At 55.8% G+C, this 13,089-nt stretch carries 9 protein-coding genes; 4 read left to right on the plus strand and 5 right to left on the minus strand.

What is annotated here, in order from left to right; translation table 11 throughout:
* Positions 1-27: 27 nt before the first annotated feature.
* Positions 28-2,739, minus strand: a complete 2,712-nt coding sequence (malT, locus tag MUU46_RS12575; RefSeq protein WP_258965686.1) for an HTH-type transcriptional regulator MalT — start codon at positions 2,737-2,739, stop codon at positions 28-30.
* 569 nt (positions 2,740-3,308) lie between these two features.
* Here malT and malP point away from each other — a divergent pair.
* Both malP and malQ read left to right on the plus strand, forming a co-directional pair.
* A complete protein-coding gene (malP, locus tag MUU46_RS12580; RefSeq protein WP_258965687.1) occupies positions 3,309-5,699 on the plus strand; it encodes a maltodextrin phosphorylase in 2,391 nt (796 codons plus the stop codon).
* Positions 5,700-5,708: 9 nt separating this feature from the next.
* Entirely contained in the window at positions 5,709-7,790 is a 2,082-nt protein-coding gene (malQ, locus tag MUU46_RS12585; RefSeq protein WP_258965688.1) for a 4-alpha-glucanotransferase, read from the plus strand.
* A gap of 162 nt (positions 7,791-7,952) precedes the next feature.
* Here the strand turns inward: malQ and nfuA are convergent, their stop codons facing one another.
* Both nfuA and gntX read right to left on the minus strand, forming a co-directional pair.
* Positions 7,953-8,528, minus strand: coding sequence for a Fe-S biogenesis protein NfuA (gene nfuA / locus MUU46_RS12590; protein WP_110511805.1), 576 nt, complete (start codon positions 8,526-8,528; stop codon positions 7,953-7,955).
* A 58-nt stretch (positions 8,529-8,586) separates the two neighbouring features.
* Positions 8,587-9,261, minus strand: coding sequence for a DNA utilization protein GntX (gene gntX / locus MUU46_RS12595; RefSeq protein ID WP_258965689.1), 675 nt, complete (start codon positions 9,259-9,261; stop codon positions 8,587-8,589).
* A 38-nt stretch (positions 9,262-9,299) separates the two neighbouring features.
* Here gntX and bioH point away from each other — a divergent pair, with 38 nt between their 5' ends.
* Together bioH and MUU46_RS12605 are read left to right on the plus strand one after the other, a co-directional pair.
* Entirely contained in the window at positions 9,300-10,073 is a 774-nt protein-coding gene (gene bioH / locus MUU46_RS12600; protein ID WP_258965690.1) for a pimeloyl-ACP methyl ester esterase BioH, read from the plus strand.
* 118 nt (positions 10,074-10,191) lie between these two features.
* Positions 10,192-10,461, plus strand: coding sequence for a YdgH/BhsA/McbA-like domain containing protein (locus tag MUU46_RS12605; protein ID WP_258965691.1), 270 nt, complete (start codon positions 10,192-10,194; stop codon positions 10,459-10,461).
* A 51-nt stretch (positions 10,462-10,512) separates the two neighbouring features.
* Here the strand turns inward: MUU46_RS12605 and feoC are convergent, their stop codons facing one another.
* Complete coding sequence (gene feoC, locus MUU46_RS12610; protein WP_159757588.1) at positions 10,513-10,749, minus strand: [Fe-S]-dependent transcriptional repressor FeoC; 237 nt, start codon at positions 10,747-10,749, stop codon at positions 10,513-10,515.
* Between the two features lie 10 nt (positions 10,750-10,759).
* On the minus strand, positions 10,760-13,081 hold the full coding sequence (gene feoB, locus MUU46_RS12615) for a Fe(2+) transporter permease subunit FeoB (protein ID WP_258965692.1): 2,322 nt from the start codon (positions 13,079-13,081) through the stop codon (positions 10,760-10,762).
* Between the last annotated feature and the right edge of the window lie 8 nt (positions 13,082-13,089).

Below are 13,089 nucleotides of genomic sequence, written 5' to 3' on the forward strand. Positions count from 1 at the left end.
GAGGGTCCGGGTGAGGGGGGAAGCGCATCACGCCGCAGAAATATAACCCATCATCTTCAATAACTTCTGCGCATGCTGCACCGCATCCTGGCGATGCGCTACGCCGAGTTTCTGATACAAATTACGAATATGCGTCTTAATCGTCGTCGCCGCCACGTCAAGCTCACCGGCTATCTGGTCATTACTGTAACCTGAATAAATCAGCCCTAACACCTGCCATTCGCGCTGGGTCAACGGGCTGGTTCGGATAAGCTCCGGGACTTCCGGGTGAGTCAGCAAACGTTCCACGAAGTTCTCATCAAAATGCGCAAACTTGTGGCGATGGTGCTGATTAATTTCACGCAAAATACGCTGAGCGCGATGCTGTTCAAGCTCTGGCAGCATATTGAGTTGCAGCAGCTGACGCAGCTGTTGCGCCATCGCTTCACCTTCAATCACGAAATGACTGATAAACCCGGTGCGGTTGGACAGCGTCAGTGCTTCCATCAACACGCGCTGAGCGTCATTCTTCTTATTCGACTGCCAGTAAAGCTGGTTGAGCAACAGCAGGTTGCGGTTGAGATCGCTCATCAGACGTAGGGTCCGCGCGTTCTCGTTGAGTTCTTCCAGTACCATTTCCGCCGAGTCGAATTCACCAAGCAGGATTTGCGCCCGGGCGATGTTGCGCCATTGGCTCTGCAAGAAATGGTTATTGGCAAAGGCTGGTTTCGGTGTATGGCGCAGCCAGTTGGCCGCCGATTTTGTATCGCCAATCATCTGCCAGTAAATCACCCGTACTTTATCGGCGTTCGATACCCAGTCGCTATGGTACTGCCCGTTGCCGAGCAGGTTTTCAAGGCGATTCAGGTGATTGCGGGCATTGTCCAAATCGCCGCGCGCCAGCGAACTTTGCACCAGCAGCGCGAGGCACTGTAATTGTTGTTGTGGCTGATAGGTCGCCAGCACTTCCATTCCGTGACGAGCGCTCTGCTCGGCTTCATCGAGACGCGCCCAGGCCCACAGCAGTTGCGCGCGAATGCGCAACAGGAATTCGTGCATCGGTAGCTGCTCCAGATGCTGTTCGCGGATCAGCTGGAATGCTTTTTCCTGAGTTTCCCAGGCAGCTTGTAAAAAGCCCTGCGCAAACAGAATCTCACTTTGCTGGATCAGGCTCCACAGCGCGTAATGCCAGACTTCGTGGCGACGCGCCATTTGTTCGGTTTGCTGCATCACTGCCAGCGATTTGCTGAGTTTGCCCTGACAGTGCAGCACTTCCCCGTGAACGGAGGTCGCCACGATACGGCTGTAGAAGCTCGCCAGCGGCAATTCGTCGAGCGCCACCATTGCCAGGCGTTCGGCTTCGTCCGGGTCACCGTCGTTGATCGCTACTTGCGCACGCAGCGCGTTGAAATCTGCGTGCAGCGTGGCGTCCATTTCGGCGCTCATCTCTTCTTCAGCCCGGGCGAGCAGGGTGTTCACTTCGCTGTAGCGATGCTGACTCTGCATCAGCCACGCCTGCAACAGCACCAGGCGCGGATTTTCCAACAGGCTGTCCCACGGCAGAGCGGCCAGGGATTCTTCCAGCAGCGCCAGTTCACTGTGATGGAACAGGCCCCACGCATGATTAAGCAGAATATCGCGCAGCATATTGGCATCACCCGCCGACAACGCGTGGTGAATGGCTTCGCTTGGGAAGCCTTGCGCCATCCAGCTCTCTGCTGCACTGCGGTGAATATCAGGCAATTCGGTCGCGAGCTCCCACTGGCAGCGCTGACGCAGGAAACTGCCGAACAGCGGGTGGAAGCTAAACCATTCGCCGGTATTGTCCATGCGTTGCAGGAACAAGCCCTGGCGCTCAATTTCTTCCAGCCGCATCTGGCCGTTTTCTTCGCCGGTCACGCGTACGATCAGCGCATCGTTCATTGAACGCAGCAGCGAGCTTTTCAGCAGAAAATGTCGGGTGGAGAGGTCGACGTTATCCAGCACTTCATCTACCAGATAATCGGATAAATGGCTGGCGTTAATTCCGGCCAGACGGCGCGCGGAATGGTGCGCGGCGCTGTTATTCTGTCGTGCAGAGAGGGCGATAAGCTGCAACGCCGTGGCCCAACCGGCAACGTCGTCGCACATACGGCTGCTTTCGGTGGCTTCAATCGGCGAGGTCAGGCGACAGTCGAAAAACTGCTTCGCTTCCTGATGATTGAACGCCAGTTGCTGGCTGCCAATCTCCAGCAGCTGATCGCGCACGCGCAGATTGGCAATGCCGAGCTGCGGTAAATTACGCGACAGCACCACCAGAGTCATGTTTTCCGGCTGATGGCGCAGGAAAAATCGCATCGCATCGTGGATAACCGGATTGCTTATCAGATGATAATCATCAATGACCAGCAGCAGCGGGCGTTGCCAGGCGTTGAGTTCTATAAACAGCTGGGCGAACAGCGAGGTCAGACTGGCATATTGCCGCTTCTGCACCATGGTTTCGCTGGCCGTGCAATGACCGCCTGTCGCCTGCTGAATGGCGGCAATCAGATAGCTTGCAAAACGTTCCTGCTGGTTATCTCCGTCATCCAGAGAAAACCATCCCAGATCGCTTTTCCCTGCTGCCCACTGTGAAATGAGGGTGGTTTTCCCGTAACCAGCTGGGCTTGTTACCAGCGCAAGACGGTAATTGTTCGCGCCGGAAAGTTTCGCCAGTAGCCGGTCGCGAACCACGGTGTGTTCAAGACGGACGGGACGACTTAATTTTGACGGAATCAACATAGGTATATCACTTCACTGTGAGAGTAAGAGTTTGTTTTTTTTCGCGCTTCGTAATTAATGTCTATTAAATTCGGACATATGCTTAATTATTGCAAGTTATGTCCGTTTTTAATGCTTGTGATTTTGCACTGTGTCACAAATCTTAATGAAGAATAATTATATCGACTGAAACCGGTGCCAGTGCGCGTGGCGACTGGGTTCCGCAGTTTGTTAAAAAGAGGCTAAAACATATTTGTGTGAATGCGTTTTTCCTCATCCAGATAAATTTAAAGTTACGTTCAATCGTTAAATTTGCATTTCGAATGAAGGAGCTTTGCGCAGTTATTATTACACGTAAGTAATCATTTCCACCCTTACATATAATTTGCAAAACGTCTTTTCACTTTCCTGGTCCCAACGGTGTAAAACTGAGCAGAACCGCCGTAAACGGCTACCGTTATAGTGGCGAAGATCACACTTTTCGCTCATCCCTGCTACTCCTCCCCGGCTAATGCCCGCCGGGATGAGGACGTTAAACAGGTAGCCAGGCACACTAGCGCCAACGTTTTAGCTAACAGGATTGGATCCTTATGTCACAGCCGACTTTCGATAAAGCACAGTTTCAGGCTGCACTGACACGTCAGTGGCAGCGATACGGTTTGCAGGCCGCAAACGAAATGACTCAGCATCAGTGGTGGCAAGCGGTGAGCGGCGCGCTGGCAGAACTGCTGGCGGCTCAGCCTGCGGCGAAACCAGAAAAAAAACAGCGTCACGTCAACTATATCTCGATGGAGTTTCTGATCGGTCGCCTGACCGGCAACAACCTCCTGAACCTCGGCTGGTATCAGGACGTGAGTGCCGTGCTCAAAGATCACGACATCACGCTGACGGATCTGCTGGAGGAAGAGACGGACCCGGCGCTGGGTAACGGTGGTCTGGGGCGTCTTGCGGCCTGTTTCCTCGATTCCATGGCGACCGTCGGTCAGTCGGCAACAGGTTACGGCCTGAACTATCAATACGGTCTGTTCCGTCAGTCGTTTGCCGACGGCCAGCAGATGGAAGCCCCGGATGACTGGCATCGCAACAGCTATCCGTGGTTCCGCCACAATACTGCGCTGGATGTGCAGGTTGGCATTGGCGGTAAAGTGGTGAAAGGCGACTGGCAGCCAGCCTTCACGCTGGTCGGCCAGGCGTGGGATCTGCCGGTGCTCGGTTACCGGAACGGCGTGGCACAACCGCTGCGTTTATGGCAGGCGACCCACGCGCACCCGTTCAACCTGACCAAATTCAACGACGGCGATTTCTTGCGTGCAGAGCAGCAGGGCATCGACGCTGAAAAACTGACTAAAGTGCTGTACCCGAACGACAACCATCTGGCAGGCAAAAAGCTGCGCCTGATGCAGCAGTATTTCCAGTGCGCCTGTTCGGTGGCGGATATTCTGCGTCGTCATCATCTGGCGGGCCGTAAAATTGCTGACCTGCCGAAGTTTGAGGTGATTCAGCTCAACGACACGCACCCGACAATTGCCATTCCTGAACTGCTGCGCGTGCTTCTCGACGAACATCAGATGAGCTGGGACGATGCCTGGGCTATCACCAGCAAAACCTTCGCCTACACCAACCACACGTTGATGCCAGAAGCGCTCGAGTGCTGGGATGAGAAACTGGTGAAAGCGCTGCTGCCGCGTCACATGCAAATCATCAATGAGATCAACACCCGTTTCAAAACGCTGGTCGACAGTACCTGGCCGGGTGACGCAGCGGTGTGGGCCAAACTCGCGGTGGTGCACGACAAGCAGGTGCGCATGGCCAACATGTGCGTGGTGAGCGGCTTTGCGGTCAACGGTGTCGCGGCGCTGCACTCTGATTTGGTGGTGAAGGACCTGTTCCCGGAATATCACCAGTTGTGGCCAAACAAATTCCACAACGTCACCAACGGCATTACGCCACGTCGCTGGATCAAGCAGTGCAACCCGGCGCTGGCGGCGCTGTTCGATAAGCATCTGAAGAAAGAGTGGGCCAACGATCTCGACCAGCTGATCAACTTGGAAAAATACGCCGACGACGCGAAGTTCCGCAAAACCTGGCGTGATATCAAGCTCGCCAACAAACAGCGTCTGGCGGAGTTTGTGAAGCACCGTACCGGGATTGACATCAATCCGGCGGCAATCTTCGATATTCAGATTAAGCGTCTGCATGAATACAAACGTCAGCACCTGAACCTGCTGCACATTTTAGCGCTGTACAAAGAAATCCGTGAAAATCCGCAGGCAGACCGCGTCCCGCGCGTGTTCCTGTTCGGGGCGAAAGCAGCACCGGGTTACTATCTGGCGAAGAACATCATTTTTGCTATCAACAAAGTGGCCGAAGTGGTGAACAACGACCCGAAAGTCGGCGATAAGCTGAAAGTGGTATTCCTGCCGGACTACTGCGTATCGGCAGCAGAAGTGATGATCCCGGCGGCGGACGTGTCTGAACAAATTTCTACCGCAGGCAAAGAGGCTTCCGGCACCGGTAACATGAAGCTGGCGCTGAACGGCGCGCTGACCGTCGGCACTCTCGATGGCGCGAACGTCGAAATTGCCGAGCAGGTTGGCGATGAAAACATCTTCATTTTCGGCCACACCGTCGAGCAAGTGAAAGCGCTAAAGGCCAAAGGTTATGACCCGCTGAAATGGCGTAAGAAAGACAAAGTGCTGGATGCGGTGCTGAAAGAGTTAGAAAGCGGTAAATATAGCGACGGCGACAAGCACGCGTTTGATCAGATGCTGCACAGCATGGGCAAACAGGGTGGCGACCCGTATCTGGTGATGGCTGATTTTGCGGCGTACGTTGACGCGCAGAAACAGGTGGATGTGCTGTACCGTGACCAGGAAGCCTGGACGCGCGCGGCTATTCTCAACTCTGCACGCTGCGGGATGTTCAGTTCCGACCGTTCAATCCGTGATTATCAGAGCCGCATCTGGCAGGCAAAACGTTAAGGGAACGCAATGGAGAGCAAACGTCTGGACAATGCCGCACAGGCGGCGGGCATCAGCCCAAGTTACATCAATGCCCACGGCAAACCGCAGTCAATTGGTGCAGAAACCAAGCGACGTTTGCTCGACGCAATGCATCACGGTGCCGCAGCCACGAAAGTGGCGGTGACACCGGTCCCCAACGTGTTGGTGTTTACCCACGGTAAGAAAATGTCGCTGCCGGTGGAAGGCAGCGGCGAGTACCACTGGATGCTGACCACCGAAGAGGGGGAGCAGCATCAGGGCAAAGCGACGGCGGCGAAAGCGCTGAACTTGCCGACGCGTTTGCCGGAGGGGTATCACACCCTGACGCTCACCCAGAGTGACCATCGCTGGCACTGCCGGGTGATTGTCGCCCCAGAGCGTTGCTATGAGCCGCAGGCGCTAAAGCAGGGCAAAAAGTTGTGGGGCAGCTGCGTGCAGCTCTATACCCTGCGTTCTGAGCGTAACTGGGGTATCGGTGATTTTGGCGATTTAAAAGTGATGCTGCCGGAAATCGCCCGTCGTGGCGGGTCGTTTATCGGCCTGAACCCGATTCACGCGCTTTACCCGGCGAACCCGGAAAGCGCCAGCCCGTATAGTCCTTCTTCGCGCCGCTGGCTGAACGTCATTTATATCGACGTGAATGCGGTCGACGATTTCAGTGAAAGCAAAGAGGCGCAGGCGTGGTGGACATTGCCGACCACGCAGCAGGCGCTGCAATCTGCACGGGATGCCGAATGGGTCGATTATTCTACCGTCACCGCGCTAAAAATTACCGCGTTGCGTATGGCGTGGAAACGCTTCTCAGTGCGTAGCGATGATCAAATGGCGGCGTTCCGCCAGTTTGCCCTGAACGAAGGCGAAAGCCTTTACTGGCAGGCGGCTTTCGACGCGCTGCATGCGTATCAGGTTAAAGAAGATGAACTGCGCTGGGGCTGGCCTGCCTGGCCTGCCGCGTATCAGGACATCGACAGCCCGGAAGTGAAGACGTTTTGTACCCAACACGCTGATGAAGTTGATTTCTTCCTCTGGCTGCAATGGCTGGCGTACTGCCAGTTCGCCGCCTGCTGGAATGAATGCCAGGTATATGACATGCCGATTGGCTTGTATCGCGACCTTGCTGTGGGCGTGGCGGAGGGTGGGTCGGAAACCTGGTGTGACCGCGAGCTATACTGCCTGAAAGCCTCTGTGGGCGCGCCGCCGGATATTCTCGGGCCGCTCGGGCAAAACTGGGGCCTGCCGCCGATGGACCCGCATATCATTGCCGCGCGGGCCTATGAACCGTTTATCGATTTGCTGCGTGCGAATATGCAAAACTGTGGCGCACTGCGCATCGACCACGTGATGTCGGTCCTGCGCTTGTGGTGGATCCCATACGGTGAAACGGCGGATCACGGCGCTTACGTGCATTACCCGGTGGACGATCTACTGTCGATTTTGGCGCTGGAAAGTAAACGACATCAGTGCATGGTCATTGGCGAAGATCTTGGCACTGTACCGGTGGAAATCGTCGGAAAACTGCGTAAAAGCGGCGTGTATTCCTACAAAGTGCTCTATTTCGAAAGCGACCACGAAAAGACCTACCGCTCGCCGAAAGCCTACCCGGAGCAGTCTATGGCGGTGGCGACCACTCATGATTTGCCGACGCTGCGTGGCTACTGGGAAAGCGGTGATTTGACGCTCGGAAAAACGCTGGGGTTATATCCGGATGAAGTCATTTTACGCGGGCTGTATCAGGATCGTGAACGGGCGAAGCAGGGTCTGCTAGACGCGTTACATAAGTACGGCTGTCTGCCGAAACGCGCTGGGCATAAGGCGTCGCTGATGAACATGACCACCACCCTGAATCGCGGAATGCAGCGTTATATCGCCGACAGTAATAGCGCGTTGCTGGGGCTTCAGCCGGAAGACTGGCTGGATATGGCGGGGCCGGTGAATATTCCGGGCACCAGCTACCAGTACAAAAACTGGCGTCGCAAGCTGTCCACCACCATTGAAGCGATGTTTGCTGATGAGACGGTGAATAAGCTGATTAAGGATTTGGATAAGCGCAGGAAAGCGGTGGGTAAGTAGTTGATTTGCGGGCCACGACGCTTTCGTAAGCCCGAGCAAGTGAAGCGTCGTCGGGCAAGCCTGCCTGATGGCGCTGCGCTTATCAGGCCTGCGAGGTTATGAGCCTGAACGGAAATCAGAACGCGTAAGCCCGGTAAGCGCAGCGCCACCGGGCATTAAACATCAATAGTAAGAATGCTCTCCGCGCTGGTGTTCGGTCAAATCACGAACGCCTTTCAGCTCTGGGAATTCGTTCAGCAGCTGCTTCTCGATCCCTTCTTTCAGGGTCACATCGACCATCGAACAACCGTTACAACCGCCGCCAAACTGCAGAATGGCGAAACCTTCGTCGGTGATTTCCATCAGCGACACGCGACCGCCGTGACCGGCGAGCTGCGGGTTAACCTGCGACTGAATCATGTACTCTACGCGCTCCATCAGCGGCGCATCGTCAGACACTTTACGCATTTTGGCATTCGGCGCTTTCAGCGTCAGCTGGGAACCTAACTGGTCGGTCACGAAGTCGATGTCCGCATCGTCCAGATATGGCGCGCTCAGCTCATCGACATACGCCGTCAGCAGGTCAAATTTGAGGGCAGTGTCACTGGCTTCCACCGCATCCGGCGGGCAATAAGAAACACCACATTCAGCATTCGGGGTGCCTGGGTTAATCACAAATACGCGGATTTGTGTCCCTTCTTCCTGATTTGCCAGCAGTTTGGCAAAGTGCGCTTGTGCAGTATCGGAAATACGGATCATAGCTTTGGCCTAATAGTTGACTACTTTAGTCGGTTATAATACGCCCATCACAAAGGGTCTACAAGGTGCGACACAGGCACCATACCTGAACTGACGCGGCGCCGTTTTGCAAAAGCAGGCGGGAAAGTTCGGCCACGGTGCTGCCGGTCGTGACGACATCGTCTACAAGGGCGATATGGAGTCCCTGCACCGGGAATTCAATACGAAACGCGTTTTTCAGGTTCTGTTTACGCAATCGCGCCGAAAGTTGATGCTGCGTGGCCGTTGGCATGACTCGACGAATCGCCTCGGGCTGATAGCTAATCCCCAGCCAGTGGGCGAGCGGACGACAGAGTAAATCCGCCTGATTGTATCCGCGTTGCCAATGACGGCGTTGCCAGAGCGGAACCGCGAGCAGCCGGTCCGGTTTTTGCCTCCCGGTGTACTGCCGTAGGCGGAGCAGAAGCAGTCGCCCCAGCGTGCGGGCCAGCTCCGGCCTGGCGCTGAACTTCCACGTTTTCACCAGCGTTGATAGCGGCGGCCCGTAGTCATTCACCGCGACCAGGCTTTGCCACGGCGGCGCTCTTTGCAAGCAGCGGCCGCAGTCGGTCTGCCCGCCAGCGGCAGGCAAGCCACAGCGTGGACAGACGGGCAGACGAGAGCTCACGGCGCGGGCGCAGCGCGAGCATACGCCCCAGTGGGCCAACGCCAGCGGCATTTGGCATAGCCAGCACAAGCCGTGGGCTGTTAGCATTATTCCCCTCCCAATACGAAGAATGAGAACAATAACTGATGAACGACATCTGGTGGCAAACCACAGGCGAAGGAAATTGTCATCTTGTGCTGCTGCACGGATGGGGACTGAACGCGGGAGTCTGGGATTGCATTACGCCGGAACTGAGTTCGCAATTCACTCTTCATTTGGTGGACCTACCGGGCTTCGGGCGCAGTGCGGGTTTTGGTGCACTTTCGCTGCCAGAAATGACCCGTCTGGTACTGATGAAAGCGCCGGAAAAAGCGATTTGGCTCGGCTGGAGTCTGGGCGGGCTGGTCGCAAGCCTGGCGGCGCTGACCGCTCCGGAACGTGTGCAGGCGCTGGTAACCGTCGCGTCTTCGCCGTGTTTTTCCGCCCAGGCCGACTGGCCGGGCATCAAACCTGAGGTATTGTCCGGTTTTCAGCAGCAGCTGAGCGATGATTTTCAGCGCACGGTAGAGCGTTTCCTCGCACTCCAGACGCTCGGCACAGAGAGCGCACGCCAGGATGCACGTCGACTGAAAAGCACGGTGCTGGCGTTGCCGATGCCGACGACCGACGTGCTTAACGGCGGGCTGGAAATTCTCAAAACTGCGGATTTGCGCGAGCCGCTTGCTTCGCTTGAGATGCCATTCTTGCGGCTTTATGGCCGCCTCGACGGGCTGGTACCGCGTAAGGTGGTCCCGCTTCTGGATGTGCAGTGGCCGAACAGCCAGTCACATGTTTTCAGCCAAGCGGCACATGCCCCATTTATCTCTCATCCGATGGAATTTTGTCAGCAGTTGGTGGCACTTAGGCAGTTGATAGTCTGATTTTTAAGACAAACTGGCGAAATTTATATCAGCGACAATACTTATAAGGTCGCTGCGTCAGCGCATTGCCTTTACGCGCGCAGTGCCCACATAAAATGGTCCTAAGGAGAGTACGGCTATGAAATATGTTACGGGTATGGTTACGGCACTGATACTGGGTTCTCTGTCTTTCGGCGCGTTTGCGGCCAAAGAAATTCAGAAAGAGGACGTGGCAAAAATGAACCTCACCAAGATTGGCACGGTGACCACCTCGCGCACTACATCGCCAATGGATGCTAAACACGATCTGTCGAAAAAAGCCGATGAAAAAGGCGCCACTTACTTCGTAGTGATTGCAGGCCAGAAGAACGAGAAAACCGTTCACGCCAACGCCGATATCTACAAATAAGTAAAAAGCGGGCCAGTGGCCCGCTTCTTCGTTTGATACATCAATGAGTCGTTACTGTAAAATCCACCATTCACGCAAACAGGCTTTCCCTTCCGGGCAGCTCTTACAGCTTCCACTCAGACAATCCGCCGGTTCCTCTGCAATGCGCTTCGCTTTACCCATCGCTTCCATTCGCATCAGCATCGCGTCAACCATCGGCTGTGGCGTATGCAGCGCGCGGCTCAACTGCTGAGCCTCCATTCGGCCCTGCAATGCCAGCATGTTCCGCAGTTCAATCATCGATGCCATGATTTCGTCCTTAGTGACAGTCGCCCGCCGGGCTGCTGCAACAGTTGTCGACGGTTTTGCTGGTCGCCAGCAGGTTCACGTTGACCCGGCTGCGAGCACGGCGTAACAGGCCCAGCACCACCACGTTAAACAGGACCACGGACAGAATGCAGGTCAGGCTGTAGCGCGGATGCTGGCTGTAGCTGGCAACCTGATAGAACAGCGTTGACAGCGAGTAGGCGATGTTCAGCCCCCACAGTACCGAGAAACCCATCCAGCCGCGGCTGGATTCGCGGGCGATGGCGCCCATCACCGAGATGCATGGAATGTAGAGCAGGACGAATATCAGGTAGCTGTATGCGGCGGCCGCGCTGCCGAATTTACTGCTCATTACGCCCATCGCGCCGGTTGCCATTTCACCGTCGCCTTTGCTGGCTTCGATAGGGTTGGCCAGCACGCTCAGGCTGAAGGTGTCTTGTAGGCTCTGCCAGGTTTCCCCGGCGGCCGCGCCCAGCTCATCCAGCAGATTGAACTCAGCCGGGTTGAACGCTTCCTGCTGAATATTTTCTGCGGTGTAGAGGGTGTTTAGCGTACCAACCACCACTTCTTTTGCCATCGCACCGGTGAACAGCCCAACGGTGGCCTGCCAGTTGTCTTCGTGCACGCCAATTGGTTTGAACAGCGGGGTGATTACGCGGCTGACGGAAGCCAGTGCCGAATCGTTGATATTGTCCGCCGCCTGACCGCTCAGTGTGAAGCTGTTCAGTGCGCTGAGGAAAATACTGACAATAACAATCACTTTACCGGCACGCAGGACGAAGCCTTTCAGGCGCTGCCAGGTCTGGATAATCAAACTTTTCAGGTGCGGCACATGATACACCGGCAGTTCCATCACGAACGGCGACGCTTCGCCACGCATGATAGTGTGTTTGAGCATCAGGCCGGTGAGGATAGCCATCACGATGCCGAGCACGTACAGCGAGAACACCGCCAGCGCGCCTTCCTGACCGAAGAATGCTGCGGCAAAGACCGCGAAAATCGCCAGTCGCGCACCGCAGGACATAAACGGTGCCATCATGATGGTCATCAGGCGTTCACGCGGGGCGTCCAGCGTACGCGCGCCCATTACCGACGGCACGTTGCAACCGAAGCCGACAATCAGCGGCACGAACGATTTGCCCGGCAGCCCGAGGGATTGCATCAGACGGTCCATCACAAATGCCGCGCGGGCCATGTAACCGGAGTCTTCGAGGAACGACAGGAACAGGTACATCATGCCAATCTGCGGTACTAATGGCAGCACGGTATTGATCCCACCGCCAATCCCTTGCGCGAGGAAAATAGTCAGCCATTCAGGGAAGTGCAGGGTGGCACCAACCCACTGAATGCCATGAATAAAGATAGCCACTGAACCCGCATCGAAAATCGGCTGCAGTGCGCCGCCGATGTTAATCGCCAGTAGGAACATCAAGTACATCACGAACAGGAATACCGGCAGGCCGAGGAAACGGTTGAGGATAATTCGGTCCACCGCGGCGGTGAAACGGCTCGGTTCGGCGGTCAGGGTGTTACTCACCACATCACACACGGCGGCAATGGACTGGTAACGCGCATCGGCGATGTGCAGGGCCGGGTCATCCATTTCAGTTTGCAGGCGTTGTAAGGTGGAATCGAGCTGTTGTTGGGCGCGTTCACCGGCAAAGCCGAGGCTGTAAATATCGCCTTCAAGCATTTGCAGGCCCAGCCAGCGACGCTGTTTGAGCGGCATCGCTTGCGGCATCACCTGTGCCAGCGAATCGGCTTCACGCAACAACGGCTGCGCGTAATGCACCAGCTCTAAATCGTCATTGGCCTGATGGCGGTCGATGGACATTTTCAGCGCTTCGATTCCGCGTCCACGCGTAGAGACCAGCGGGATGACCGGGCAGCCGAGGCGTTTTGCCAGCGCGTCGACTTCGATGCGAATTTGCTGCTTCTCCGCGATATCCAGCATGTTCAGCGCCACCACGCATGGAATGCCGAGCTCCAGTAATTGCAGCGTCAGATACAGGTTGCGCTCAAGGTTAGAGGCATCGACCACGTTGATCAGCAGGTCGGCATCGCCGCTCAGAATATAGTGGCAGGCGATCTGCTCATCAAGCGACGTTTGCGAGGAGATAGTGGTCAGCGAATAGGTGCCTGGCAGGTCAACCAGCGTCACCTGATTATCGGTGGTGGTGAACTGGCCTTCTTTTCGTTCAACCGTTACGCCGGACCAGTTGCCCACGCGCTGACGCGCTCCGGTCAACTGATTAAATAACGTCGTCTTCCCGGAATTAGGGTTGCCAATTAAGCCAATGGTTAATTTATTCATTTTACTGG

Origin of the sequence: Scandinavium tedordense (assembly GCF_024764965.1) — a bacterium.
GTDB classification, from domain to species: domain Bacteria; phylum Pseudomonadota; class Gammaproteobacteria; order Enterobacterales; family Enterobacteriaceae; genus Scandinavium; species Scandinavium tedordense.